The sequence below is a fragment of the Streptomyces sp. PA03-5A genome, from assembly GCF_033792725.1.
Taxonomy (GTDB): Bacteria; Actinomycetota; Actinomycetes; order Streptomycetales; family Streptomycetaceae; genus Actinacidiphila.
In genome coordinates this window covers 270468-294923 of record NZ_JARAVL010000001.1, presented here as the reverse complement: position 1 = coordinate 294923, position 24456 = coordinate 270468, and the positions used below count along the sequence as shown (strand labels likewise).

26 protein-coding genes are annotated in these 24456 nt (G+C 73.6%); 7 read left to right on the top strand and 19 right to left on the bottom strand.

The window, feature by feature from the left end; all coding sequences use genetic code 11:
* Window positions 1-38: 38 nt before the first annotated feature.
* From PV410_RS01370 to PV410_RS01350, 5 genes are all read right to left on the bottom strand, one after another.
* Window positions 39-122: a putative leader peptide gene (locus tag PV410_RS01370; protein ID WP_322975673.1), complete on the bottom strand. Its 84-nt coding sequence runs from the start codon at window positions 120-122 to the stop codon at window positions 39-41.
* Window positions 123-215: 93 nt separating this feature from the next.
* On the bottom strand, window positions 216-1253 hold the full coding sequence (locus PV410_RS01365; RefSeq protein WP_500321729.1) for a carbohydrate kinase family protein: 1038 nt from the start codon (window positions 1251-1253) through the stop codon (window positions 216-218).
* A 26-nt stretch (window positions 1254-1279) separates the two neighbouring features.
* Window positions 1280-1858, bottom strand: coding sequence for a GNAT family N-acetyltransferase (locus tag PV410_RS01360; RefSeq protein WP_500321728.1), 579 nt, complete (start codon window positions 1856-1858; stop codon window positions 1280-1282).
* Between the two features lie 72 nt (window positions 1859-1930).
* Window positions 1931-3223 carry a helix-turn-helix domain-containing protein gene (locus PV410_RS01355; RefSeq protein ID WP_500321727.1) on the bottom strand — a complete coding sequence of 431 codons (1293 nt, stop codon included), beginning with the start codon at window positions 3221-3223 and terminating at the stop codon, window positions 1931-1933.
* Window positions 3224-3579: 356 nt separating this feature from the next.
* The gene (locus PV410_RS01350) at window positions 3580-5238 is read right to left on the bottom strand and encodes an acyl-CoA dehydrogenase family protein (RefSeq protein ID WP_500321726.1); all 1659 of its coding nucleotides are present in this window, start codon (window positions 5236-5238) and stop codon (window positions 3580-3582) included.
* Between the two features lie 18 nt (window positions 5239-5256).
* On the opposite strand from PV410_RS01350, the gene PV410_RS01345 reads away from it, so the two are divergent.
* Window positions 5257-6414: a YihY/virulence factor BrkB family protein gene (locus PV410_RS01345; protein ID WP_500321724.1), complete on the top strand. Its 1158-nt coding sequence runs from the start codon at window positions 5257-5259 to the stop codon at window positions 6412-6414.
* Window positions 6415-6458: 44 nt separating this feature from the next.
* Complete coding sequence (locus PV410_RS01340; protein WP_500321723.1) at window positions 6459-7139, top strand: helix-turn-helix transcriptional regulator; 681 nt, start codon at window positions 6459-6461, stop codon at window positions 7137-7139.
* 214 nt (window positions 7140-7353) lie between these two features.
* Here the strand turns inward: PV410_RS01340 and PV410_RS01335 are convergent, their stop codons facing one another.
* From PV410_RS01335 to PV410_RS01315, 5 genes are all read right to left on the bottom strand, one after another.
* Complete coding sequence (locus tag PV410_RS01335; protein ID WP_500321722.1) at window positions 7354-7752, bottom strand: VOC family protein; 399 nt, start codon at window positions 7750-7752, stop codon at window positions 7354-7356.
* A gap of 91 nt (window positions 7753-7843) precedes the next feature.
* Complete coding sequence (locus PV410_RS01330; protein ID WP_500321720.1) at window positions 7844-8308, bottom strand: hypothetical protein; 465 nt, start codon at window positions 8306-8308, stop codon at window positions 7844-7846.
* On the bottom strand, window positions 8292-8810 hold the full coding sequence (locus tag PV410_RS01325; protein ID WP_500321719.1) for an RNA polymerase sigma factor: 519 nt from the start codon (window positions 8808-8810) through the stop codon (window positions 8292-8294). Before PV410_RS01325 ends, PV410_RS01330 begins: the two co-directional genes overlap by 17 nt.
* A gap of 77 nt (window positions 8811-8887) precedes the next feature.
* Complete coding sequence (locus PV410_RS01320) at window positions 8888-9520, bottom strand: class F sortase (RefSeq protein WP_500321718.1); 633 nt, start codon at window positions 9518-9520, stop codon at window positions 8888-8890.
* The gene (locus PV410_RS01315) at window positions 9517-9834 is read right to left on the bottom strand and encodes an LPXTG cell wall anchor domain-containing protein (protein ID WP_500321716.1); all 318 of its coding nucleotides are present in this window, start codon (window positions 9832-9834) and stop codon (window positions 9517-9519) included. Before PV410_RS01315 ends, PV410_RS01320 begins: the two co-directional genes overlap by 4 nt.
* Window positions 9835-10131: 297 nt before the next feature.
* Here PV410_RS01315 and PV410_RS01310 point away from each other — a divergent pair, with 297 nt between their 5' ends.
* On the top strand, window positions 10132-11196 hold the full coding sequence (locus tag PV410_RS01310; RefSeq protein ID WP_500321714.1) for a hypothetical protein: 1065 nt from the start codon (window positions 10132-10134) through the stop codon (window positions 11194-11196).
* Between the two features lie 231 nt (window positions 11197-11427).
* The gene (gene rsgA, locus PV410_RS01305) at window positions 11428-12549 is read left to right on the top strand and encodes a ribosome small subunit-dependent GTPase A (RefSeq protein WP_500321713.1); all 1122 of its coding nucleotides are present in this window, start codon (window positions 11428-11430) and stop codon (window positions 12547-12549) included.
* Between the two features lie 42 nt (window positions 12550-12591).
* Here the strand turns inward: rsgA and PV410_RS01300 are convergent, their stop codons facing one another.
* The 5 genes from PV410_RS01300 to PV410_RS01280 form a co-directional block, all read right to left on the bottom strand.
* Window positions 12592-12723 (bottom strand): hypothetical protein, encoded by a 132-nt coding sequence (locus PV410_RS01300; protein WP_500321711.1) that lies wholly within the window; start codon window positions 12721-12723, stop codon window positions 12592-12594.
* A gap of 141 nt (window positions 12724-12864) precedes the next feature.
* A complete protein-coding gene (locus PV410_RS01295) occupies window positions 12865-14274 on the bottom strand; it encodes a GH1 family beta-glucosidase (protein WP_500321710.1) in 1410 nt (469 codons plus the stop codon).
* A 540-nt stretch (window positions 14275-14814) separates the two neighbouring features.
* The gene (locus PV410_RS01290; protein WP_500321709.1) at window positions 14815-15720 is read right to left on the bottom strand and encodes a carbohydrate ABC transporter permease; all 906 of its coding nucleotides are present in this window, start codon (window positions 15718-15720) and stop codon (window positions 14815-14817) included.
* Window positions 15717-16673, bottom strand: coding sequence for a carbohydrate ABC transporter permease (locus PV410_RS01285; RefSeq protein WP_500321707.1), 957 nt, complete (start codon window positions 16671-16673; stop codon window positions 15717-15719). Before PV410_RS01285 ends, PV410_RS01290 begins: the two co-directional genes overlap by 4 nt.
* Window positions 16674-16769: 96 nt before the next feature.
* On the bottom strand, window positions 16770-18074 hold the full coding sequence (locus PV410_RS01280; protein WP_500321706.1) for an ABC transporter substrate-binding protein: 1305 nt from the start codon (window positions 18072-18074) through the stop codon (window positions 16770-16772).
* Between the two features lie 471 nt (window positions 18075-18545).
* Here PV410_RS01280 and PV410_RS01275 point away from each other — a divergent pair, with 471 nt between their 5' ends.
* The 3 genes from PV410_RS01275 to PV410_RS01265 all read left to right on the top strand — a co-directional run bounded on the left by PV410_RS01275 (window position 18546) and on the right by PV410_RS01265 (window position 20550).
* Window positions 18546-19580: a MarR family transcriptional regulator gene (locus PV410_RS01275; protein ID WP_500321705.1), complete on the top strand. Its 1035-nt coding sequence runs from the start codon at window positions 18546-18548 to the stop codon at window positions 19578-19580.
* 60 nt (window positions 19581-19640) lie between these two features.
* Window positions 19641-20075 (top strand): roadblock/LC7 domain-containing protein, encoded by a 435-nt coding sequence (locus PV410_RS01270; RefSeq protein ID WP_500321704.1) that lies wholly within the window; start codon window positions 19641-19643, stop codon window positions 20073-20075.
* 85 nt (window positions 20076-20160) lie between these two features.
* Window positions 20161-20550, top strand: a complete 390-nt coding sequence (locus tag PV410_RS01265; RefSeq protein ID WP_500321992.1) for a hypothetical protein — start codon at window positions 20161-20163, stop codon at window positions 20548-20550.
* An 11-nt stretch (window positions 20551-20561) separates the two neighbouring features.
* On the opposite strand, the gene PV410_RS01260 is transcribed toward PV410_RS01265, so the two are convergent.
* The 4 genes from PV410_RS01260 to PV410_RS01245 form a co-directional block, all read right to left on the bottom strand.
* Window positions 20562-21611: a LacI family DNA-binding transcriptional regulator gene (locus PV410_RS01260; RefSeq protein WP_499514682.1), complete on the bottom strand. Its 1050-nt coding sequence runs from the start codon at window positions 21609-21611 to the stop codon at window positions 20562-20564.
* Between the two features lie 127 nt (window positions 21612-21738).
* The gene (locus tag PV410_RS01255; RefSeq protein WP_500321703.1) at window positions 21739-22560 is read right to left on the bottom strand and encodes a polysaccharide deacetylase family protein; all 822 of its coding nucleotides are present in this window, start codon (window positions 22558-22560) and stop codon (window positions 21739-21741) included.
* Window positions 22561-22745: 185 nt separating this feature from the next.
* The gene (locus tag PV410_RS01250) at window positions 22746-23228 is read right to left on the bottom strand and encodes a DUF456 domain-containing protein (protein WP_500321702.1); all 483 of its coding nucleotides are present in this window, start codon (window positions 23226-23228) and stop codon (window positions 22746-22748) included.
* A gap of 79 nt (window positions 23229-23307) precedes the next feature.
* Window positions 23308-24297: a helix-turn-helix domain-containing protein gene (locus PV410_RS01245; protein WP_500321701.1), complete on the bottom strand. Its 990-nt coding sequence runs from the start codon at window positions 24295-24297 to the stop codon at window positions 23308-23310.
* Between the last annotated feature and the right edge of the window lie 159 nt (window positions 24298-24456).

Sequence of the window (24456 nt, the reverse complement as noted above, 5' to 3'; positions counted from 1 at the left end):
ACGGCCGGGTCAGTCCTGGACGGGGCGGCGGCGAGTGCTCAGCACGCCTGACAGATGGCGCTGGACATGCGTCCGAGGTCGACGTGCAGCCGACCTACCAAGGCGATTCCAGTGCGCGACATGTCGAAAGCGTGTCACGGGGATCTCGGGCCAGTCCACCGTTATCCAGAATGTGGACGCGTTCATCCCGCATGGCGAGATGCGTCGATTGTCCGTCACCTGACAGGACTCGCCGGGCGCAGGAAATCGGCCGCGATGGCCCGGAACCCACCGTGCCCGCGGGTCCCCACATGACGCAGCTTGTGGCCCGCCAGCGCCGAACCCAGCCGCACCCCCGCACCGAGCGGGGCGTGGTCCGCGACCAGCGCCGCCAGCAGCCCCGCCGCGAAGACGTCGCCCGCCCCCGTCGCGTCCTCCACCTCGCCGCCGGGGAGCGGCCGGTGCGCGTAGCGCTCCACGGTGCCGGGCCGGTGCACCTCCACGCGGTCCGGGTACTTCACCACGGCCGCGCCCTCCGCCCGGGTCCGCACCCGGACCAGCCGCTCGAACTCCCGCCCGTTGACCAGCAGGTAGTCGCTCATCGCCGCCATGGCCAGCACATCGGCGGTCGGCTCCGCCGACCAGACGTGCCCCGGGTCGAAGCTGATCAGCGTGCCCGGCGAACGCCGCCGCACCTCCACCAGCAGCCGGTGCAGCACCGCGCCGCCGTCCGGATCCAGGAACGAGGTGACGTGCACCGCCCGCGCCGCCGCCAGGTAGCCGGCGATCTCCTCGAACCGCTCCCGCACATGGGCGGCGATCCGCGTGTTCGCCCCGGTGTGGGTCAGCAGCGTGCGCTCCCCGCCGTCGTGCACGGACAGGCAGATCCCGCACAGCCGGTCCGGGTCCAGGGCCACCAGCCGCCGGTCGATGCCGAGCCCGTCCAGGACGGCGAGGGGGCCGGCCGCGCCCAGCGGGTCGCGGCCCGCCACGCCCACGTACCCGAGCCGCAGCCCGCGGCCCAGACGGCCCAGCGCATGGAGGGTGTTGAAGGCCGAGCCGCCCGGTTCCGGCGTGAGCGGCACCCCCTCGGCCCGCAGCCACTCCAGGCCCGCGCGGACGGCGGGCTCGTCGACCATGCGTTCGCCGCCGCTCTCCGGCGGCGGGCGCAGCCGCATGTGCGCGCCGAGCCGGGCCAGCACCGGGCCGCCGTTCAGGGCGGACGCGCCCGTGATGAGGTCCAGGTTGAGCGCCCCGACCCCGACGACGTCCATGCCCGCCCCTTCCCGTCCGCCGGTCCCTACCGGGCTCCGGGCCAGGGCCCGGTGACGGGCCTCTCCTCCTCTTCCCCCGTCTCGGTGCGGAAGATGCGGAAGCCGCGGTTCTCGTAGTTGGCCAGCGCGTGCGGCCCGTCCAGGCTGCAGGTGTGCACCCACACCCGCTTCGTCGGGGTGCGGTCCGGCCGGCGCTCCGCCAGGTCCCAGGCGCGGGCGATGCCGACGGACAGCAGGTGCCCGCCGATCCGCCGCCCCCGGAAGGCGGGCAGAAGCCCGAAGTACGCGATCTCGACCTGGCCGTCGTCCTGCGGGTCCAGTTCGATGTAGCCGGCCGGGGTGTCCCGGTCGTACGCCACCCAGGTCTCCACGCCCGGGCGCTCCAGGAAGGTCCGCCACTGCTCGTACGACCACGGCAGGCGGTCCGTCCAGGCGCAGTCCGCGCCCACCGACGTGTAGAGGAAGCGGCTGAACTCCGGGGACGGCACCTCGGCCCGCGCGATGCGGATGCCCGACGTCGCGGGGTCCGGCTCCAGGGAGGGCCGCAGATCGGCGTGGGAGGTCTGCTCCAGTGACCACGTGGTCACCGTGACGCTAGTGCTCATGCGCCACATTCTGCGGCCTCGCGGACCCGGCGGGTTCCCGGCTCGCTGCCGCGGCCCGTCCGGGTCGCCCCCTCACTCCCCGAAGCGCGCCCCACGCACCGCCGGCGCCGTCGAGTGCGGCAGCAGATCCGCGGGGTGGGCGGGGCGGACCACCTCGACCTCGACGCCGTCCGCGAAGCGGTAGGGACGGTGGTCGAGGACCCCGGCCAGGGTGCGGCGCAGGCGGGACATCTCGGCCCGCACCGTCACCGTGCGGGAGGGGTCGCCGAACAGGTCGCCGGCCAGTTCCGCGGCGGTGCGGCCGTCCCGGTGCAGGGCCAGCACGAAGAGCAGTTCGGCGTGGCGCGGGCTGAGCTCCTGCGACCAGCCGCCGGCCGCACCGGAGACGTTCACCGTCCACGTGCGGGGACGGCCGAGGTCCAGCACCACGTGCCCGGCCCCGGGCACCTCCTCCTCCGGCGTGGCGACCCGCACCAGCCAGCCGCCCGGCAGCGGCTCCAGGGTGCAAGTGCCCAGCGCGGGCACCCACGTACGTCCGGCGCTCGGCGCGGCGGGCAGCGTGATCCGCTCCACCGGCGGCATCCCGGTCACCGCCGCCGTCCACCCGTTGGGGTCGACGACCGCCGCCCGGCCCGGCATCCGGGCGAGCAGCGGGGCGGAGACCGAGCGCAGCCGGTCCACGGCCGCCCAGTGCAGGCTGCGCAGTTCGGCCTCGGCGACCTTGGTCACCGCGGTCACCAGCGACAGCATCGCGGGGTGCATCCCGGCCGCCGGCCCGCTGACGTCCACCGCGCCCAGCAGCCGGCCGTCCCGCGGGTCGATGAGCGGGGCCGCGGCACAGGTCCACTGGTGGTGCACCCGGACGAAGTGCTCCGAGGAGTGCACCTGCACCGGCCGTCCGGTGACCAGGGCGGTGCCGATCGCGTTGGTGCCGACGGCCTCCTCCGACCACGAGGCACCCTCGGCGAAGCCGAGCCGGTCCGCGCTCCTGCGGACGGCCAGGCTGCCGTCCCGCCACAGCACCCGGCCCTCGGGGTCGGTGACCACCATGATGTGCCGGGCCTCGTCGGCGACCGAGACCAGGCCGTCGCGCAGCGCGGACATCACGTCGTTCAGCGGGGTGTGGCGCCTGCGCACCTCGATCTCGTCGGCGGTCAGCATGCCGGCGTGACTGCCGTTGTCCGGGTCGACACCGAGGTCCAGGGCGCGCCGCCAGGAGTCCTGGATGACCGGTCTGGGCACCGTGCCACCCGATCCGCCGCCCAGCGCGGCGTCCCGCATGCCGCCCAGCAGCCGTGCGGAACGGCGCGGTTCCTGGACGGACTGGACCGACAACGACCGTGCGTCGTTCGGATCCTGGCTCATGGTGCTCCCCGCGTCCGTGTGCGCAGCGCTTTCTGCGCTCGGGCAGTGGCCGCGCCGATTCTCCGCTGCCACACCATGTGCATATGGTGCCGCCGGGCCGGTCCCTCCGGTGGGATATCCGGCCAATACCTTGCAACTGTCTGCAACGGTTGCGAATATGCGCGCATTCGACGGACAGTGACGGCGCATCACGCTATTCGTACGGAACCCTGATTCCGTGCGACGGTGAGGCGAGACCGGGGGTGGTGCCGAGTCGGCGCGGCACCACCCTCAGTGCGGCGCGGCGGCGGAACGTTTCCCCGAAGATCCCGGTCCTTCCGTCGGGACCTCGGGCGGACCGCCGCCGCATCCGCCCCTCACCCCTGAGGGCGTGCCCGCTCCACGATCGCCGCCAGGTCCAGCCCGCGCGGCAGCGTGCCGAAGGTCGCCCCCCAGTCCCCGCCGAGCCGCGAGGCACAGAACGCGTCCGAGACCTCGACCGGGGCGAACCGCACCAGCAACGAGCCCTGCAGCACCAGCGCCATGCGCTCCACCAGCCGGCGCGCCCGGGCCTCGACGCCCTCCAGGTCGGCCAGTTCGGTCAGCAGCGCCTTGATCGCGCCGTCCAGCCGGTGGTCAGCGCCGCGCGCCAGGCCGATCTCGCCGAGGAAGGCGTTCAGCGCGCGCGGCTCCCTCTGCAGTACCCGCAGCACGTCCAGGGCCTGCACGTTGCCCGAGCCCTCCCACACCGAGTTCAGCGGCGACTCCCGGAACAGCCGCGGCAGCCCCGACTCCTCCACGTAGCCGTTGCCGCCCAGGCACTCCAGCGCCTCGGCCACCAGCGGCGGGCAGCGCTTGGTGACCCAGTACTTGGAGACCGCAACCGCCAGCCGCCGGAAGTGCCGCTCCTGCTCGTCGTCCGCGTCATCCGCGTCGTACGCCGCCGCCAGCCGCAGCACGGTCGTGGTGGCCGCCTCCGACTCCAGGGCAAGGTCCGCCAGGACGTTCCGCATCAGCGGCTTGTCGACCAGCGGCCCGCCGAACGCGCTGCGGTGCGTCGCGTGGTGCACCGCCTGCGCCACCGCCTGCCGCATCAGCGCGGCGGAACCGGTCGCGCAGTCCAGCCGGGTGGCCGCCACCATCTCGATGACGGTCGCCACCCCGCGCCCCTCCTCGCCGACCCGGCGCGCCCACGTGCCGTCGAACTCCACCTCCGCCGAGGCGTTGGAGCGGTTGCCCAGCTTGTCCTTGAGCCGCTGGATCAGGAAGACGTTGCGCGAGCCGTCCGGCAGCACCCGGGGCAGCAGGAAGCAGGTCAGGCCCCCCTTCCCCGAGGAGGGGGACGCCTGCGCCAGCACGAGGAAGGCGTCGGACATCGGCGCCGAGCAGAACCACTTGTGGCCGGTGAGCAGGTACGTGCCCTCCTCCGCCAGCGGCTCCGCCCGCGTGGTGGTGGCCCGCACGTCCGAGCCGCCCTGCTTCTCGGTCATCCCCATGCCGAACAGCGCCCCGGGCTTGCCTCCCGGCGCCACCAGCTGCGGGTCGTACACCCGGGACCCCAGCCGGGGCTCCCACTCGGCGGCCAGCGCCGGGTCGGCCCGCAGCGCCGGCACCGCCGCGTGCGTCATCGACACCGGGCAGCCGTGCCCGGCCTCCGCCTGGGACCACACCAGGAAACCCGCCGCGCGCCGCAGGTGTCCGCCGGGGCGCGACCAGGCGTCGGTGAGCCCCGAGGACACCGCCCGCCCCAGCAGCCGGTGCCAGGCCGGATGGAACTCCACCTCGTCGATCCGGTGCCCGTACCGGTCGTGGGTGCGCAGCACCGGCGGATGGGTGTCGGCGGCCTCCGCCCACCCCCGCGCCTGCGCGGAACCGGCGGCCCGGCCGATCTCGCCGAGCTCCCGGTGGACCTCCTCCCGGAGCCCGGGCGCCACGTGCCGTGCCACCCCCTCCACCAGGGCGGTGTCGGCGGCGTACACGTCATACCCGACCAGGGGCGGAGCCTGGTTGGTCACGGTGTGTGTGGGGGGACTCATGACGGTTACGGTAGGCGCGTGCAGGCAGCAGACGAAACACCCGAGCGGCCCAGGCGAGGCCGACTCCACCGGGCGCGGGCCCTCTACAGGAACGTATCCAAGCGCAAGGTGGGCTGGCTGCTGCTCAAGGACACGGTCGACTCCTGCATGGAGTACCGCGTCACCGGCCTCGCCGCCGAGGCCGCCTTCTTCGTGCTGCTCTCCCTGCCGCCGCTGCTGCTGAGCCTCGTCGGCGCCATCGGCTACGTCGACGAGATCATCGGCACCGACACGATCGACAACATCCGCGGCAACATCCTCACGGCCGCCGCGACGGTCCTGTCGGACAAGGGCGTCGACCAGTTGATGCGGCCGCTCGTCGACGACGTCTTCGGCGGCGGACGGCCCGACGTGATCTCCATCGGCTTCGTCATCGCCCTGTGGTCCGGATCGCGGGCCCTCAACGTCTTCGTCGACACGATCACGATCATGTACGGGCTGGAGGGCAGGCGCGGCATCGTCAGGACGCGGCTGCTGGCGCTGCTGCTCTACATCGTCGCCCTGGTGATCGGCGCGGTCGTCATGCCGCTGATGGTCGTCGGGCCGGACGCGGTGGTGTCGTTCCTGCCGTGGAGCGAGGCCGTGATCCGGATACTGTACTGGCCGGTCGTCAGCGTGCTGTCGATCGCGTTCCTCACCACGCTGTACCACGTCTCCGTACCGGTGCGCTCGCCCTGGTACGAGGACATGCCCGGGGCGGCCGTCGCCCTGCTGATGTGGGTCCTCGGCAGCTTCGTGCTGCGCATCTACCTCACCCACACGGTCGAGGGCCCGACCATCTACGGATCGCTGGCCGCGCCGGTCGCCGTCCTGCTGTGGATCTTCGTGTCGGCCTTCGCGGTGCTCGTCGGAGCGGCCGTCAACGCCGCCATCGACCGGGTGTGGCCCTCGATCGAGACCGCGGCCGCCCGCGAGGAGAACGCACGGGCCAGGGAACGTGCCGCAGCCGACCTCGTCGCGGAGGCCGCCGCCCGTCGGGCCGCGTTCGAGTCCGGCCCGGACGACGAGGTCGGCCCGGAGGACCCGCCCGCCGAATTCCCCGAGCGCTGGGCGGGCTTCCTGCCGCCGGAGGACGTGCGGTCCCGGCTGCGCGGGCGCCGGCCCTCGGGCAAGAACGACGGCAAGCCCCCGCACTGAGGCGCACCCGGCGCGCTGTCGGTGGCGGGTGCCATGCTGGAGCGGTGTACCGGGAACAGACCTCGACGGTGCCCGGCGCCGTGCTGTGGACGAGGACAGCGGGTGCCGCGGCGGCCCGCGTGCTGCCCGACGGCTGCATCGACCTGATCTGGGGCGAGGACACCGGTCTGTTCGCGGCGGGCCCCGACACCGCCGCCCACCTCTCCGGCAGCCCGCCCGGCACGCGGTACGCGGGCCTGCGCTTCGCCCCCGGCGTCGGGCCCGCCGTCTTCCGGCTGCCCGCGCACGAGCTGCGTGACCGCCGTGTTCCGCTGGACGCGCTGTGGCCCGGCGCGCAGGCCCGCCGGGCCACCGAGCGCGTCGCCGCGGCCGCCGACCCCGGCGCCGTCCTGGAGTCCCTGGTGCTCGCACGGGACGTGCGGCGCGCGGCGCCCCCGTGGGGCCCGCAGATCGCCGCGAGCCTGGCGGCCGGCGCCCGCGTCGGCACCGTCGCCGAGGACACCGGGCTGAGCGAACGCCAGCTCCACCGCCGCTGCCTGGCCGCCTTCGGCTACGGGCCCAAGACCCTCGCCCGCATCTTGCGCCTCCAGCGCGCACTGGGACTGGCCCGCCGCGGCCATCCCTTCGCCGACGTCGCCGCCCGCGCCGGCTACGCGGACCAGGCCCACCTGGCCCGCGACGTCCGCGCCCTCGCCGGCGTCCCGCTCGGCGACCTGCTCCCCTGACCCCGGCCGGGCCGTGTCGTCACATGCCTTCCCCCTTCGGCCGGGGGTGCCCCCACCCCGCGCCGCTCCCCCAGCCGGCGCTGGGAGGTGCCCCCACGCTGCGTTGTCGAATCGTCCGGGCAGCCCACTACGAGGACGGCTCTCCGCCTTGCGAGTGCACCGCACCTGGGGGCACCTCCCAGCGGAGCTGGGGGAGCTCATGTGACGACACGATCTAGCCCTGCGGCAGCGCCGCGAAGAGGTCGACCGGGTTCCTGTCCGGGTCCAGGACCACGGCGTACCGCATCCCCCAGGGCGCGTCGAAGGGCTTCAGGTGCCCCGCGTACCCGGCCCCGGTCAGCTCGGCGAACGTCGCGTCCACCTCCTTCGGCCCGTCGCAGGTGAAGGCCAGCGCCATGCGGTGACCGCCCTGCGGCGGCGCCCAGGAGGAGTCGAACGACCGGACGGTCTCCACGGTGTCCCACGCCATCCGCAGCCCCCCGGGCAGCGCCACCTCCACATGCGGGTCCGCCTCCACCCCGGCGGGGATCTCCAGCCCCAGCCTGCGGTAGAAGGCCAGCGAGGCGGCCATGTCGGCCACGACGATCTCGACGACATCGAAACGAAGGGTCATGCCGCAACCGTAGGGTCGCGCCGCCCGGCCCGTCTTGAACGAATCGGACACGCACCGCCCCCGCCTCACGCGTCTTGCGCGGCGGAGCCGGTCAGCCGCGGGGGCGGGCCGGGGGGTCGTCCGTGGCACGGCCGAGCGGTGTGGCCGAGACGGAGTCGGTCTGGCGGGCGGAGGAGGCTGCGCGGCGCGGATCGGGGGAGCCGGTGCGGCGGTCCGGGCCGGGGGTCTCGGACGGCTCCGGGACGGGTGACGTGGTGGGGCGCGGCGAGGGCGGCGGGTCGGCCGCAGGGGGGACGGACACCGCGGGCACGGCCGGCCCGACCCCGGGGCCCTGCCCCGGGGCGGACAGCAGGTGCAGCGGCACGGCGACGACCGCCGCCACCGCCAGGGACACCCCGGCTCCCGCGGCGGCCCGCAGCAGCCTGCGCCGCGCCGCCACGCGGCGGACCTCCCGGAACCGGCCGGGCGGCGGCCCGAGCAGGACCGTGCCGGGCCGCAGCAGGGCGCTCAGCTCCGGGTCCCGTTCCTCGTCCGGGCCCTCAATGGGTGTGATCAAGGCTTCTCCTCAGTCCGGCTCGCAGCATTTCCCTGGCCGCGTGGAGGTCGGCCTTCACGGTTCCTTCCTTCCGCCCCGTCGCGGCCGCCACCTCCCGGACCGGCATGTCGGCGTAGTAGTACAGCAGGATGGGCACCCGCAGCCGCTCGGGCAGCGACTGGACGAGCATCCGCACCGAGGGGTCGGTCTGCCCGTTGCGTCCCTCGCCCTGACCGTCGACGAGGACCTCCGCGGTGGCGCGCCGCATGGCCCGGCGTTCGCGCTCCACCTTCCGCCAGTGGTCGCGCACGATGTTGGCCGCCGTGACGTAGAGGAAGCCGCGCGGTTCGTCCACGCTCGTCCAGCGCGCCCACAGCCGGGTGAAGGCCTCCGAGGCGATCTCGTGGGCCGTCTCGTCGTCGTCGACCAGCCGCCGGCACCAGCCGGCCAGGCGGGGGTAGAGGGCGGCGAACAGCTCGGACGCCGCTTCGTCCCGGGAAGACCGTTTCAACACTCTCCACATTCCGTCGTTCATCATGCCGCAGGCGTGCCACCGCACGGCCGGGCCGGATGGCGCACCGCCATCCGGCCCGGCCGCCGCTAGTCGCGGTCCCCCGAGGTCAGGGAGGCGAACACCACGACGTTGTCGCGGTATCCGCTCCCGTCGGCGGTGCGGGGGCCGCCGCAGGTGATCAGGCGCAGTTCGGGGCGGTCCACGTCGCCGTAGACCTCCTGGGCCGGGAAGTGCGCCTTGGCCACCGTCCGCACCCGGTCCACGGTGAACTCCGCCGACGCGCCGTCCCGCAGCCCCGCCACGACCCGGTCGCCCGGGCGCAGCCGTGCCAGGTCGCGGAAGACCCCGTCGCCGAACCGGCCGACGGTGACGTGGGCCAGGAGCACGGACGGGCCGAGCTGTCCCGGCGTGGGGGAGTGGCGGTACCAGCCGGCGGGCGAGTGACGCGCCACCGGCGGGACCTCCACCGTGCCGTCCGGGGCCAGCCCCAGTTCCATGACCGGGGTGTCGACCCCGATCGCCGGGATCCTCAGCCGTACCGGGACCGAGCGGGCGAGCGGGGCCGGCGGGGACGGGCGCGTCGGTGCGGCCGCGGGCGGCGCGGAGACGACGGGCGGCGCGGCGACGGGACCGTCACCGGAGCCGCCCGCGCACCCGCCCGCCCAGGGCAGCGCGGCCAGGGCCGCCAGGACCGCGGCCCACCTCGCCCCCGGGGTCATCCGGCGGTGGTGCGCCTGCGCCGCGTCACCACGAACGTGCCGCCGGCCAGGAGCAGCAGGCCGCCCCCGGCCGCCGCCACCACCGTGCCGTCCGGCCCGTGCGCGCCGGCCGGGGACTGCACGCCGGTGTCGGGCGCACCCGCCGGCACCCGGTCGACCTGACGCGGGGACGGCACCGCGGACGGCGCTTCGCTCGGCGCGGCGCTCCGCGCCGGGGCGGGCCGGGCGCTCGGCCCGTCGGCGAACGCGGGCGCCGTCCCCGCCAGCACCGCGGCGCACGCGACGGCCGCGGCGGTGAGAACACTGCTGCGCATGTATCGCTCTCCTTCGTCACCCCGCCCTGCCCCCGGTGGGGCACGGGCGGGTGGTGGCAACTGATCGCGCGGAGAGACGAGGCGGCCCGGAGGCGGGTTGTAAAGAACAGGCAAAGTCGCCCTCGGGAGCTCCTCGCGGGACCCTCGGTGAACGGCGGGCGACGCGGCGGCGACCGGCCGGAGCCGCCGTCCGGCCGGGCGTCACGGTTGGGCAACACCCAGCTCACGGCAGCAGCCGCAGGCCCTGGCGAACGCATCATGAGATCCGGTGGGGGACGTCAAAGGGGGCGGGGAACGGTGGAGTTCACGGTAGAGCGGACGCTCAGGAGACGGGGCCGGCGGTGGCTGATCGGAGGTCTGACGACGGTCGCGCTGGCGCTGGTGTGGCTGGTCGCCTCGCGGAGCGCGACGGGCCCCCTGTTCCTGGGGTTCCTGGCGGCCGTGGGGGCGTGGAACGGGGCGAGGGACCTGCGAAGGGCGCGGAAGCCGTTCCGGCTGCGGGTCGACGCGTTCGGCATCACGCTGCACGACGCGGAACTCGCCTGGGAGCAGATCGAGGCGGTCTCCCTGTGGCACCTCCCCAACACCGGTGAGGACAGCGAGACCACCACACCGCCCAAGCCGCGGCTCACGCTCTGGACGGCGCCCGGCGTCACGTTCCCCCGCAAGCCCGACCGCACCTGGGACGACCGGCTGCGCTACACGCTCGTCGACTGCGAGGACCTCGACCAGAGCGTCCGGGAACTGACGGCCGCGCTCGCCGAGCACGGCGGCGCCGCCTTCGAGACCGCGCCACGGGCCGTGCGCCCGCCGATCCCGGTGACCGTGTCGGGGCCGGAATCGCGCGTGCCCGGCGGGGAGCGGCAGTTCGTCGACGCCCGGCGCGCCGGCACCTGGGTCCTGGTCTGGGCGGCGCTCGCCGTCGTCTTCAGCTACTCGTTCTGGGAACTCGTCCAGGGCGGCTTCACCGGCCCCGTGCCCCTCGGCGCCTTCGGTCCGCTCGGCGCGATCGGCTGCTGGGTCCTCACGGGCCGCTCGTACCGGCGCTGGCGCAAGCCGCTGCGGCTGCGCGTGGGGCCCGCCGGGATCGGCATGCGCGAGGTCACCGGCGAGGAGTCGTTCTTCTCCTGGAAGGACATCGCGGCCGTCACGGTCGGCCGACCGCCGACCACCACCGACACCCGCCCCTGGCTGGTGGTGTGGCCGCTGCCGGGCAGCCGTCCGGACAGCAACCCCTCCTACCTGGTCGACGGCCACAAGGCCTTCGCCCTGGTGCGTCTGGACCGGCTGCCCGGCGGCGCGGAGGCCGTCGTCCCGGTGGTGCGGGAGTACGCGGGGGAGCGGTACGCCGAGACGGCGTGAGCCGTCCGCGGAAAACCGGTTGCGGGGTCTCCCGGAGCACCGGCTAAGGTGTCGCCGTCGGACCGCGAGCAAACCGGGAGGTGTTGGAACGATGACTGCCGTCGAGCTGGGCGCTGCCCCCATCCAGAAGATCATCACCCCCACCTCAGCGGTCGCCGGCTGACCCTGCCCGTCGCGAAGCACCCGACGGCACAGCCGCGCGCGACCGCCCTCCCGAAGGGCTCTCCTCCGTTGACCAACGGATCCGTCCCGCAGCCGTCCACCGCGCTCACCGCCTACGGCTGGGACTCCTCATTCGACTCCGACTTCGCCGTCCACGCGGAGCGGGGACTCACACCCGGCCGCATCGTCCGCGTCGACCGCGGGCTGTGCGACGTCGTCCTCCCCGACGGCTCCGGCGGCCTGAAGGCCGTCCGTGCCGACACCGAGGACGTCTTCACCCGCGACCCCATGGGGATCGCCTGCACCGGCGACTGGGCCGCCGTCGACGAGACGCCGGCGACCGGTCCCGCGGTACGCGCCCTGCTGCCGCGCCGCACCACCTTCGTCCGTTCGACCTCCTCCAAGCGCTCCGAGGGACAGGTCCTGGCGGCCAACGTCGACCTGGCGGTCATCGCCGTGTCGATCGCCGCCGAACTCGACCTCGGACGGCTCGAACGCTTCGTGTCCCTGGCGTGGACCAGCGGCGCGCAGCCGCTGGTCGTCCTCACCAAGGCCGACCTCGTCGACGACCCCGGCCACCTGCTGGACGACGCCCGCGGCGCGGCGCCCGGCGTGGAGGTCCTGGTCGTCAGCGCCGCCACCGGCCAGGGCGTGCCGGAGGTGGCGATGGCGCTGGCCGGCACCACGTCCGTGCTGCTCGGGCAGTCGGGCGCGGGCAAGTCCACGCTCACCAACGCCCTGCTGGGCCGCGAGGTCCAGGAGGTGCAGGCCAACCGCGACAGCGACGGCAAGGGCCGGCACACCACGACCACCCGCGACATGCTGCCGCTGCCCGGCGGCGGGGTGGTCATCGACACCCCGGGGCTGCGCGGCGTCGGGCTGTGGGACGCCGACTCCGGTCTCACCCGGACGTTCTCCGACATCGAGGCGCTGGCCGGGGAGTGCCGCTTCCCCGACTGCTCGCACGACTCCGAGCCCGGCTGCGCGGTCCTCGCCGCCCTGGAGGACGGCGTACTGACCCACCGCCGGCTGGACAGCTACCGCAAGCTGCTCCGTGAGAACGCGTGGATCGCCTCCCGCACCGACGCCCGGCTCCGCTCCGAGATGCGCCGCGAGTGGAAGCTGCGCTCCGCCGCGGGGCGCGAGATGTACGAGCGCAAGCGCGGCGGCGGCCACCGCAAGGTGTACTGACCGGACCCGGCCCGGCTCCCCGGCGGGGAGCCGGGCCGGCGGTCATCCGGCGCCGTTGTGGCGTTCGCCGCTGCGGCGCAAGGTCAGCGGACTGCCCTCGTGCCAGAAGGTGTAGACGATGCTGCCGAGGCCGAGTGTGACGATGACGATGCCGAGGACGATCGAGTAGACCATGGCTCCTCCAGCCCGTTCGGGGCGCGTTTTACCGCACCTTCACCTTCGATGTCCGAACGTGACCTTCCCCTGGCCGTACCGTCTCACACGCCGTGCGGCCCAACTCGCGTTCCTGCGACCCGAGTTGTCCGCATGTGCGGCTCATGTCGACGGCAGGCCGCCCCGGGCGACGACCCCGGCGTACCAGCGGGCGCTGTCCTTCGGCGTACGGCGCTGGCTCGCGAAGTCCACGTGCACCACGCCGAACCGCTTGCCGTAGCCGTAGGCCCATTCGAAGTTGTCCAGCAGCGACCACAGGAAGTAGCCCTGGACGTCGGCACCGTCCGCGATCGCCCGGTGCACCGCGGCCAGGTGCGCGCGCAGGTACGCGATCCGCTCCGGATCGTGGACCTCGCCCTCGGGGTCGGCGTAGTCGTCGTACGCGGCGCCGTTCTCGGTGACCAGCAGCGGCGTGTCCGGCAGTTCGTCCCGCAGGCGGAGCAGGAGTTCGTGCAGCCCGTCGGCGTCCACCGGCCAGTCCATCGCCGTCCGCGGCCCCGGCGCCGGGACGAACCGCACGTGCCCCTCGGCCCCCGGCCACGGCGACGGCCCCGCATGGCCGCCCGCGGCCACCACGGTCGGGGCGTAGTAGTTGAGGCCCAGCACGTCCACCGGACGGGAGATCACCGCCAGGTCACCGTCGGCCACGAAGGACCAGTCCGTCAGCGCGGCCGTGTCCCGCAGCAGGTCCCGCGGGTAGGAGCCGCGGAACACCGGGTCCAGCCAGATCCGGTTGGCCAGCGCGTCGACCCGCCGGGCGGCGTCCTGGTCGGCGGCGCTCCCGGTGTGCGGACGTACCGCCGCGAGGTTCAGCGTCAGCGACACCTGGGCCGGTACCGGGAGCCGTTCACGCAGCACGCCGACCGCGAGGCCGTGCCCCAGCAGCAGGTGGTGGGCCGCCCGCAGCGCCGCCTCCGGCTCCGTCCGGCCCGGGGCGTGCACGCCCTGCGCGTACCCCAGGAACGCCGAGCACCACGGCTCGTTCAGCGTCGTCCACAACGGCACCCGGTCACCGAGCGCGTCCGCGACGAGCCCCGCGTACTCCGCGAAGCGCTCCGCGGTGCCGCGCGCGGGCCAGCCGCCGGCGTCCTCCAGCTCCTGCGGGAGGTCCCAGTGGTACAGGGTCAGGACGGGGCGGATGCGGTGGTCCAGCAGCTCGTCGACCAGTGCGCGGTAGAAGTCGAGCCCCTTCTGCACGGCCGGGCCCCGGCCCGTCGGCTGCACGCGCGGCCACGACACGGAGAAGCGGTAGTCCGTGAGGCCCAGCTCTGCCATCAGCGCGACGTCCTCGCGCATGCGGTGGTAGTGGTCCGCGGCGATGTCCCCGGTGTCGCCGTTGCGCACCTTGCCGGGCGTGCGGCTGAAGGTGTCCCAGATCGAGGGGGTGCGGCCGTCCTCGGCGGCGGCGCCCTCGATCTGGTAGGCCGCGGTGGCGGCGCCCCACCGGAACCCTTCGGGGAAGGCCGGTGTCGTGTGCGGGGCGTTGGTCGTCCGGGCTGCGGTCGTGGTCATCCGGGGCTCCTTGTGTGCGGTCCGTTGCTGTGTGCGGGTCGTTTGCGCCCGCGGTGGGCGTCCGCCCGCCCTCCCGATTGCCCGGCGCGGTCAGTGACCACCTCGCGCGGTCGTTGCGGGGTCGGTGCCGCGCCGGCGCACTCCCCCAGCCTTCGGCCGGGGGGACCCCATGGGGGCACCCGCCACACCCCCTCCGGCCGGTTGGGGTGACTAACAGCCGGTGGGGGTTCAGAAGGCGGTCCGGGGTTGCCGAAGGTGCCTCACTCACCCCTCACCGGCCGTCATGCGCCCATACGACGGAAGGGGGTGTGCCGGGGTGCGCCCGGAAGCGACGAGCGGCGGACCCGGTGCCGAACGATGTGGAGGTCAACCGCGAGCGCTGTGGGGGTCCCCCGGCCGAAGGCTGGGGGAGTGCGCCGACGCGCCACCGACCCCGGATGAACAGAGCGCAGGCCCGCACTGACCGCGCCGGGCAATCGGGCGGGCGGGTGGGGGAGAAACCCCAACCGCAACCACGACGGCGCCGCGGACGAGGACCCGTCAACCCTTCACCGCCCCCTGCATGATCCCGCCCACGATCTGCCGCCCCAGCACCCCGAAAACCACCAGCACCGGTACCGTCCCCAGCAGCGTGCCCGCCATGATCACCGACTGGTCGTGCACGTACCCCCCGCCCAGCTGCCGCAAGGCGACCTGCACCGTGGGCTCCTGCGACGTGAGCGCGATGATCGGCCAGAAGAAGTCGTTCCAGGACGCCATGAACGTGAGCATCCCCAGCACCGCCATCCCCGGCCGGGCGATGGGCACGACGATGCTCCAGAAGATCCGCGCCGTCGAGGCGCCGTCGACGCGGCCGGCCTCGATCAGCTCGTCCGGCAGCGACTGCGCGAGGTACTGCCGCATGAAGAAGACCCCGAAGGCCGAGACGAGTCCGGGGAGGATGACGGACTGGAGCTGGTTCACCCAGTGCAGCTCCGCGATGAGCATGAAGAGCGGGATGACGCCCAGCTGGGGCGGGATCATCATCGTGCCGACCGTCAGGGTGAGCAGCGCGTTGCGGCCCCGGAAGCGCAGTTTCGCGAAGGCGAACCCGGCGAGCGTGGAGCACAGGACGGTTCCGACGGTCACCGACCCGGAGACGATCAGTGAGTTGAGCAGGGCCTTGCCGATGTCGGCCTGTTCCAGCACCTGCCGGAAGTTGTGCACGAGGTTGCCGCCGGGCAGCAGCGACGGCGGGCTCGCGGCCAGCTCCGCGTTGGACCGGGTCGCGGCGACGATCGTCCAGTAGAAGGGGAAGGCGGAGATCGCCGCCGCGACGATCAGAAGGGCGTAGGCGAGACGGCCGCCGTGGTGCTGCCGGCCCGCCCGGGCGGAGCGCAGGCGGGGCAGGGGGCGTGCGGTCCCGGCGTCGCGGCCGGGTCGCGGCCGTGTGAGGAGCGCGCTCATCGACGGGTCCCCTTCCGTGAACGGTGCCGTGCCAGCGCGGTGTTGAGCAGCACGAGCAGGACGATGAGGACGAACATCACCCAGGCGATGGCGGCGGCGCGGCCCAGGTGGAAGTAGCCCCAGCCCTGCTCGTACATGTAGAGGCCGAGGGTCTGGTACTGGTGGGAGATGCCGCCCGAGATGCTCCCCTCGAACAGCAGCGGCTCGCCGAAGAGCTGGGTGGCGCCGATCGTGGAGACCACGATCGTGAAGAGGATCGTGGGCCGCAGGCCGGGCAGGGTGACGTGGAGGAACTGCCGCCACCGCGAGGCGCCGTCGAGTTCGGCGGCCTCGTACAGGTCCCCGGGGATGGACTGCATCCCGGCGAGGTAGATGAGCGCGTTGTAGCCGGTCCACCGCCAGGTGACGATCGTGGACACCGCGATCTGCGAGGCGACGGTCCCGGACTGCCAGTCGACGGGCCCGATGCCGGCAAGCCCGAGCAGCCAGTTGACCAGGCCGAAGTCGCGGCCGAAGAGCTGGGCGAAGACCAGGGTCGCGGCGGCAACGGACGTGGCGTACGGCAGGAGCATCGTGACCCGGAAGAAGGTCCGGCCCCGCAGCTTGTAGTTGAGCAGGTGGGCGAGGCCGAGCGCCATGAGCAGTTGCGGCACGGTGGAGACGACCCCGATGGTGAAGGTGTTGCGCAGCGCGGTCCAGAAGAAGTCGTCGTGCAGGAGCGCGGTGTAGTTGTCCAGGCCCCGCCATTCCATCGCGCCGGGGGTCTGGAGCTCGACGCGGTAGAGGGAGACGTACGCGGTGTAGAGCAGCGGGAACAGCCCGAACGCGGCGAAGAGCGCGAAGAACGGCGCGATGTAGGCGTACGGCGACAGCCGGGCGAGCAGTCGCCGCGGGGGCGCCTGGGCTGCCGGGGGCCGGGCGGGGGGCACCGGCGCGGTGGCGGTCAGGGTCATGGGGCGGGACCTTCGGGTCGGGGGCGTACCGGGGCGGGGCGGCCGGGCGCGGAGGACCGGGGAGGGGTCCGCCGCGCCCGGCGCCGGCGGGGGCCGTCAGCCGACGGCGTTCTCGACGCCCTTCCTGGCGTGGCTCCACGCCGTCGCGGAGTCCGTGCCCTTGCGTTCGACCTCGCCGAGCGCGTTGGTGATCTGCTGGTTGACGTCGCCGTCGTGCACGCCGAGCACCTGCACCGGGGAGGCCTCGGCGGCGGCGCCGAAGATCTGCCCGATGGGCGCGTCGCTGAAGTACGGGTCGGTGACGTCCTTGACGGACTCGATCGCCCCGACGTTGGAGGGGAAGCTGCCCTGCTTCTTGAAGAGCTTGGCCTGTTGTTCCGCGGCCGTCAGCCACTTGACCAGCGCGAAGGCGTCCTTGGCGTGCGCGGAGCCCTTGGGGATGGCCAGGTAGGACCCGCCCCAGTTGCCCGAAGCGCCGCCCGGGAGCGGGGCGACGTCCCACTTGCCCTTGCCGGCGTCCCCGGCCTGGCCCTTGATGTAGCCCAGCATCCAGGCGGGGCAGCCGATGGTGGCGAAGGAGCCGCTGCTGAAGGCCTGGTTCCAGGCGGGGGTCCACTGGGCGAGTTTGGCGCTCAGCCCATCCTGGGCGGCCTTCACCGACAGGTCCCAGGCCGAGGTGATGGCGGCGTTGTCGTCGTAGATCAGCTTGCCGGAGGCGTCGTAGTAACGTTCCTTCTCCTGGCCGACGATGACGGAGTAGAGGCTGCCGACGCTGTCGACCCAGGCGCTCTTGGCCCCGGCCTTGGCCTTGTACTGCTTGCCGAGCTCCAGGTAGCCGTCCCACGTGGACCACTTCTGCGTCAGCTGCGTCCGGTCGGTGGGCAGGCCGGCCTGCCGGAACAGGTCGGTGCGGTAGCAGATCGCCTCGGGGCCGACGTCGGTGCCGAGCCCCAGGGTGCGGCCGTCGGAGGTGGTGGCGGCGGCCCACTTGGCTGCGGAGAAGTCGTCCTTGAGGTCCTTGGCACCCAGGGCGCCCAGGTCCTCGAACTTGTCGGCCTGTTGCTGGGTGACCGACGCGATGCGGCCCACTTCGATGCCCTGGACGTCGGCGAGGCCGCCGCCGCCCGCGAGCCGGGTCTGCAGGGCCTTCCAGTAGTCGGCCTCGTTCTCGGTGCTGCTCTCCTTGACGGTGACACCGGGGTGGAGCTTCTCGTACTCGTCGTACAGGCCGGCTTCCTTGTAGCCGAAGGTGCCGAACAGGTCGACGGTGATCGTGACCTTGCCGTCCTTGTCCGCGGACGTGCCGGTCGAGCCGGATCCGCAGGCGGCGAGGAGCGCCCCGGCGAGCGCGACCGCCCCGAGTCGGAGGGTGGCGCGTCTGGCGGCTCGGGCGATGGGCATGGAAGCCTCCCATGGCTTCGGGACGGGTGAGAGGGCCCTTGTTCGCGGTTCTTGAGAGCGCTCTCAAGCGATGCCCAGGAGAGTGCCGCCGCATCCGGTGATTCGTCAAGAGTCGAATGGATAACGGCCGGTGGGGTGGCCCCGGGCCCTGCGCGGCTCCACGTCCTGACGGCATCGCCGGCGTCGTGACCCTTCGCGAACCTCTCCGGGCGCCTCCGCCCGTTGGCGCGGAAACGGTCGTGGAACGGCACGGAATTGACATCTGTAGGGCCCAAATACTCGTCCTCGGCCATGTCGTGCGATGCCCGGAGGAGCGTGTCGGAGGGCTGCTAGAAATTACCCGCCGGCGTGATTGTTCGTGCATGAGTACGGCATTTCCGCGCCTCCCGTCCCTATGTCCGCGAGCCCGCCCGCCCGTATGCCCGAATAACCGCAGCAAGGGGAGCGATGACCTCGGCACCATCGGGTTCCGTGCCCGCCCGGAATGCCGCTCACGGTCTGCTCGGCCGCGCGCTGTCCAGGTGCCGCGACGAACAGGCGACCGGGGTGCTGCGTGTGCAGGGCAGCCCCGGCGGGGCCTTCCATCTGCTCGACGGCGCGGTCGTGGCCGTGGAGAGTCCCGGAGCGCCGGGGGTGGGCACCTTGCTGGTGCGCTCCGGGCGCATCGACGCCGACGAGTGGAACGCCGCCCACGACGCCGCAGGTACGGGGCTGTGGCCGGGCGCGCCGATCGCCGCCGGCGGGCGGCTGGGCACGGCCGAGTTCCAGGTGCTGCACATGATGGCCGTCCAGGACGCCGTCTTCGCCGTGCTGGCCGGACGCCTGGACAACTGCGCCTTCGACCCCGCCCCGCCGGGAGCGCTGCGCACCGTGCCGCCGCCCGGCCTGGGCAACGGGGTGGAACCGGAGGAACTGCTGGTGGAGGCGGGTCGCCGGCTCACCGCGCTGGCCTCCCTGCCGCGATGGGTCTCGCCCGACCGCGACCGGGTCGCCGCCGTGGGTCCGCCCGCGTGGGCGGACGAGCCCCTGGCGCCGGTGCGCCGCGAGATCCTCGGCTGCGCCAACGGACGGCGCAGCCCCCGGGACATCGCGTTCCTCATCGGCCGCGGGGTCTACACGATCACCGTGGAGGTCGCCCGGATGTGCGCCGAGGGCCTCGTCGAGACCGTCCCGGCCCCGCCGGCCCACCCGTTGCCGCCGCCCGCCCCGGCGCCGCGGCTCTCCGACCCGTATCCCACGACACCGGCGGAGCCGGCGGGCCCTGCCGCGCCGAGTCCTCCCCTCGCCCTCCCGGAGGGCGCTGCGGACCCGTACCCGGGCTCGTACCCGCCCGTACCGGAGTGGGAACCGGGGGACGTCCCCGTCACGGCCCCCGGCGCCGAGGGGCTGCCCCGCCGAGAACCGGGCGCCAGCGGTATTCGCGAGGCTCTCGACGCGAGCCGCCCGCAATCGGGCTGGAAAGGATTTCTCCGGCCGCGAGGACGGAGCCGGACCGATTCCCCGTGACCGAAATCCGCGGGGACCAACGGAACACCGACCGAAGGGAATTCAAGGAGGTGCACGTGCATGAATCATGACGCCCTGGTCGCCGAGATGCGCGCTTTGCGGGACCAGGTGGTCGGCGTCACCGACACGGCCGTGGCGGCCGTCGACGGCCTGCTGATCGCCGCCGACACCGAGGACGCCATCGACCCCGACGGGCTCGCCGCGCTGGCCGCCGCCAGCCTCGGGCTCGCCCGGCGGATCGCCGTGGCGGCGCTGCGCGGCCCGCTCCGCAGGACCGTGACCTGCAGCAGCGGCGGCTACACCGCCGTCTACGCGGTCGGCGAGACCGCGCTCCTGGTCGTCGTGGGCGACGAGGGCATGAACGTCCCCCAGCTCCACGTGGAGGCCAGGTCCGCCGTCGAGCGCATCGGCGCGATCCTGCTGGCACCCGGGCCCGGACCGGGCGCCGTGCCCGCGCCGGAGTCCGCGCACGACCCCGAGGGAGTCCTCGGATGACGATCCAAGCCTCAGTGAAGACCGCAGAAGGAGTGCTGTGAGCACCACCGGAAAACGCCCGCACGGCAACCTGTCCGACCAGGTCATGGGCCTGGTGAAGAACCTGCGCCAGGAGGTCCCCGACTGCCTCGCCGCCGGTGTGGTCGACATGTCGACCGGCATGCTGCTCTCCGTCGACACCGTCGACAGCCATCCGCCGGAGGTCCTGGACCTGCTCGCCGCGGCGACCCTCGACCTCTTCCAGGGGCGCACGGTGGTGATGATCGAGGACGTCTTCAAGGAGCGCCGCGGGGTCACCAGTGACGCGCACTACTTCCAGGAGATCCTCGTCAACAGCGACAACCTGACCCACCTGTTCATACGCAACAACATGAACGAGGACGTCGTCGCCGTCGTCGTCTGCCGTCGCTCGGTCAACGTGGGAATGCTCTTCGCCCAGGCCCGCCGTGTGGTCAAGGAGCACAGCACGCTCTGAGCCCCGGCCGGTCAGGCGCTGGCGCGCCGCACCAGCCGGGTCGGGGTGACGAGCGAGGACAGCGGACGGCCGCCGCTGTCCTCCTCCGACCGCCGCTCCAGGCCCCGCACGAGCAGCCTGACCATCAACCGGCCCATCTCCTCGATCTCCTGACGGACCGTCGTCAGCGGGGGGTCGGCCAGCTCCGCCACCGAGACCATGTCGTCGAAGCCGACCACCGCGACGTCCTCCGGCACCCGCCGGCCCCGCTCGCGCAGCACCCGCAGAGCACCGCAGGCCATCAGGTCGGAGGCGACGAAGACGGCGTCGACGTCCGGCGCCCGGTCCAGCAGCACGGCCATGGCACGCGCCCCGCCCGCCTCGGAGAAGTCGCCCTCGACGATCAGCCGTGGATCGGCGTCCATCAGGATGTCGTGGTAGCCGTCGAGCCGGTCCACCGACGCGGTCTGGTCCAGCGGCCCGGTGACGGTCGCGATGCGTTCCCGCCCCAGCGAGACCAGGTGGCGCACCGCCTCGCGGGCGCCGCCGCGGTTGTCCGAGTCCACGTAGAGCACGCTGCGGTCCCCCTCCGCCCCCGGCCAGCCGGGACGCCCGCCGAAGACGGTGGGCAGCGCGATCCGGCGGATGATGCCGGGCAGCGGGTCCTCGGCGTGCAGCGAGAAGACCAGCGCGCCGTCCACGTGCCCGCCGGCCAGGTATCGGCCCACCCGGTCGTAGTCGGCGGTGCCCTCCACCAGCAGCAGGACGAGCTGCGAGTCGTGCACCGCCAGCTCACGGCTGATGCCGAGCAACTGCTGTGCGAAGAAGGGGTCCGCGAAGACCCGGCTCTCCGGCTCCGCGACGATGACGGCGACCGCCCCGGTGCGCCGGGTGACCAGCGAGCGGGCGGCCTGGTTGGGTACGTAGCCCAGCTCCTCGACGGCCTTGCGGACCTTGTCCACCAGTGCCTCGCGCACTCCCGTCCCGCCGTTCACGACCCGGGAGACGGTGGCCCGGGAGACCCCGGCCCGTTCGGCGACGGCTTCGAGCGTCGGGCGTGCTCCGGAGATCTGGTCGGACAAGGGGTGCTCCTCTCGGGACGGGAACAGCGTAGTCCCTCCGGGAAGCATGGAGAGAGCGCTCTCCCCGCAGCTCGCGGGCCGTTTCTGAGAGCGCTTTCTCGTCTGTTCCCGGCCGCCAGCCCGGCGCTCAGCGCATCGGGAAGCCGAAGGTGCGGCCCTGCTGCTTCAGCCAGGGCAGGATCTCCCGCAGCGCCTCGACGGTCTGGCCGCGGTCCCCGCCCGCGTCGTGGAACAGCAGCGTCGGCCCGTTGGAGATCTCGTTCTTGACGGTGGACACCAGCGCGGCGGTGCCCGGCTGCTTGAAGTCCTCGGAGTCGACGTTCCAGCCCAGCGGGCGCATGCCGCGGGAGGCCGCCAGCTGGCGGCTGTACGGGGTGAAGGCACCGCCCGGAGCCCGGTAGTACAGCGGCCTGACGCCCCCCGAGGCCTGGGTGATCATGTGCTCGGCGTCCAGGATCTCCTTCGCCTGGTACACGCGCGGCTTGCCGTTCATCGTCGTGTCGTGCGTGACGGAGTGGTCGCACAGCCGGTGCCCGGCGGCCACCACCGCCTTCACCAGGTCGGGGTGGGCCCGGGCCTGCGGGCCCACCATGCAGAAGGTCGCCTTCACGCCGTTGTCCTGCAGCACCTGGAGGATCTGCGGGGTCCACTGCGGGTCGGGCCCGTCGTCGATGGTGATGTTGACGCCCCGGGGGCCCTTGTCGGAGGCGTGGGCGATGTCCATGTTCACCACGGGAGCGGGTAGTTCGGCGTCCGGCACTGAGGTCTGCCCGGGTATGGGCCGGGGCTTGGCGGAGGCGGAGGGCTTCGCCGGACGGACCGCCGCCTGCGGCCCGTCGGGGGTGCCGGCCTGGGCGGTCCACACCGACGCCAGCGCGGCCACCCCCGCCACGCCCAGTGCCGCCGCCAGCACCCGGCCGTTCGTCCCGCGCATCCCGCTCCACCCCATGTCCGCCCCGCTCCTCGTGTCCGGTGTCCCGTACCTGCACACGGGAGGACGGGGGAGGGGCACCGGGGGATCCGGCTGTTACGGAGCCCTGACAATTCCGCCGGAGGACGGCGACGGAGCGGCCCGAACGGCCGCCGCGCACCCGCCGCTTGCGCGCGGCCGGGCTCCGGCGGGCACCGTGGGGCCTACGAGGTGACGACGGCCCCCAGCCACGCCCCGGCGACCAGCAGGCACGAGAAGAGCTCGACCAGCAGCGCCGTTCCCGCGGCCCGCATGGCCGTACGGGTGGAGGACCAGGCCGCGCCGTGGCTGCCGAGCCGCATCCGCTCGCCGCCGTAGAGGGACAGCGTGAAACCGGCCGGCGCCCCCACCACCGGCAGCAGGAAGAAGCCCGCGACGGCGCACAGCCCGGCGACGAGGAAGGCCCGCCGGGGGACCCCCGCGTCCCGCACCGACCGGGCGGGCAGCAGCAGTTGGGCGGCCTGGTTGAGCAGCAGCACACCGGTGGCCGCCGCCAGGACGCCCCACGACACCGTGGTGTGCAGATGGGTCGCCCACCACAGGACCGCGGCCCAGCACATCAGCGGGCCCGGCGCGCCCGGTACGAGCACGCCCCACAGTCCGGACAGCATGACGGCACCGATCAGGCACAGCTGTCCGGTCCCCATGGGCCCAGCGTGCCCGAAGCCGGGCCCCGGCGCCCCCTGGTTTTCCGGCCGCGCCGGCGGAGCCCCAAGTCCCCGCGCCTCAGCCGGGGGTGCGCTCCACCCAGCCCCGCTCGTACGCGTGCCAGCCCAACTGCAGCCGGGTCGACACCTCGGCGAGCTCCATCAGCCGCTTCACCCGGCGCTGCACCGTCCGCAGCCCCAGTTCGAGCTGCTTGGCGACGCTGGCGTCGGTGAGCCCGGCCAGCAGCAGCGACAGGATCTGCAGGTCGACGGCGTCGGGCGCGTCCGGGGACTCCTCCCGCAGGGCGCCCCCGGTGTCCAGGCGGATCGGCAGGGCCTCGCGCCAGACGTTCTCGAAGAGGGCCATCAGCGAGTCCAGCAGACCGCTGCCGTGGACGACCAGCGCCGCGGGGCCGCCCGCGTCCCGGGCCATGGGCACCATCGCCAGCGAACGGTCGGCCAGCACCAGCTTGGTGGGGACCCGGTCCACCACCCGCACCTGCTCCTCGCGGCCGAGCGCCGCCGTGAGTTCCGCGATGCCGTTGGGTCCGCTGATGACCTCGCGCTCGATGACCACGCGGAAGGTCACCCCGCGTTCCACGGCGCGTTCCTCGGCGGTGTTCTCCATCCCCGACACCACCATCGGGGTGCCCGTCACCAGGGCGCAGACCTCCTTCTCCGCACCCAACTGGAGCTGGTTGAAGCGGTGCGCCACCGCGCTCGCGCCGGTCACCACCTCCACCAGGTCGTGCGCCGACGGCTCCGCGGCCTCGCCGCGGTACTCCTGCGCCAGCACGGCGGCCGTGAGTTCCGCCTGTTCCAGATGGTGCCGCTGCTGGGTGAGCAGGGCGCCGAGCGCCACCGTGGGCGGGGCGGCCACCCAGCGGCCGGGCCGGGCGGAGGACTGCGCGACCAGCCCCTGCCGCTCCAGCAGGCGCAGTATCCTGGCCGCCTCGTCCTCGGGCATGCCGAGCCGGTGCGAGAGGTCGACGACCTCGGCGGCTCCCAGCCCCACGAGGGCGCGGTACGCCGCCTCCTGGGCATCGTCCAGCCCTATGGCACCGAGCACGGGCACCCCTTCCGGATCCGAGGAACGCAATACGCGGGCATGGCGGGAATGAGCCATGGCGTAATCCCGCCGCCCGCCATCATCCCTGCTCGAACCCCTGTCCTGGCAAGGTGTCCCTACTGGATCGTCCGACGTGCGGCCCGAGGAGGGAGCCGGCCG

Excerpts from the sequence above, each read along its gene's own strand:
- PV410_RS01250 (WP_500321702.1), bottom strand. The coding sequence starts at position 23,228 with ATGGGGACCGGACAGCTGTGCCTGATCGGTGCCGTCATGCTGTCCGGA.
- PV410_RS01270 (WP_500321704.1), top strand. The coding sequence starts at position 19,641 with ATGAATCATGACGCCCTGGTCGCCGAGATGCGCGCTTTGCGGGACCAG.
- PV410_RS01255 (WP_500321703.1), bottom strand. The coding sequence starts at position 22,560 with ATGGGGTGGAGCGGGATGCGCGGGACGAACGGCCGGGTGCTGGCGGCG.
- PV410_RS01295 (WP_500321710.1), bottom strand. The coding sequence starts at position 14,274 with ATGACCACGACCGCAGCCCGGACGACCAACGCCCCGCACACGACACCG.
- PV410_RS01265 (WP_500321992.1), top strand. The coding sequence starts at position 20,161 with ATGGGCCTGGTGAAGAACCTGCGCCAGGAGGTCCCCGACTGCCTCGCC.
- PV410_RS01325 (WP_500321719.1), bottom strand. The coding sequence starts at position 8,810 with ATGTGGAGAGTGTTGAAACGGTCTTCCCGGGACGAAGCGGCGTCCGAG.
- PV410_RS01365 (WP_500321729.1), bottom strand. The coding sequence starts at position 1,253 with ATGGACGTCGTCGGGGTCGGGGCGCTCAACCTGGACCTCATCACGGGC.
- PV410_RS01360 (WP_500321728.1), bottom strand. The coding sequence starts at position 1,858 with ATGAGCACTAGCGTCACGGTGACCACGTGGTCACTGGAGCAGACCTCC.
- PV410_RS01300 (WP_500321711.1), bottom strand. The coding sequence starts at position 12,723 with ATGGTCTACTCGATCGTCCTCGGCATCGTCATCGTCACACTCGGCCTC.
- PV410_RS01290 (WP_500321709.1), bottom strand. The coding sequence starts at position 15,720 with ATGAGCGCGCTCCTCACACGGCCGCGACCCGGCCGCGACGCCGGGACC.
- PV410_RS01315 (WP_500321716.1), bottom strand. The coding sequence starts at position 9,834 with ATGCGCAGCAGTGTTCTCACCGCCGCGGCCGTCGCGTGCGCCGCGGTG.
- PV410_RS01320 (WP_500321718.1), bottom strand. The coding sequence starts at position 9,520 with ATGACCCCGGGGGCGAGGTGGGCCGCGGTCCTGGCGGCCCTGGCCGCG.
- PV410_RS01280 (WP_500321706.1), bottom strand. The coding sequence starts at position 18,074 with ATGCCCATCGCCCGAGCCGCCAGACGCGCCACCCTCCGACTCGGGGCG.
- PV410_RS01335 (WP_500321722.1), bottom strand. The coding sequence starts at position 7,752 with ATGACCCTTCGTTTCGATGTCGTCGAGATCGTCGTGGCCGACATGGCC.
- PV410_RS01355 (WP_500321727.1), bottom strand. The coding sequence starts at position 3,223 with ATGAGCCAGGATCCGAACGACGCACGGTCGTTGTCGGTCCAGTCCGTC.
- PV410_RS01285 (WP_500321707.1), bottom strand. The coding sequence starts at position 16,673 with ATGACCCTGACCGCCACCGCGCCGGTGCCCCCCGCCCGGCCCCCGGCA.
- PV410_RS01370 (WP_322975673.1), bottom strand. The coding sequence starts at position 122 with ATGTCGCGCACTGGAATCGCCTTGGTAGGTCGGCTGCACGTCGACCTC.
- PV410_RS01350 (WP_500321726.1), bottom strand. The coding sequence starts at position 5,238 with ATGAGTCCCCCCACACACACCGTGACCAACCAGGCTCCGCCCCTGGTC.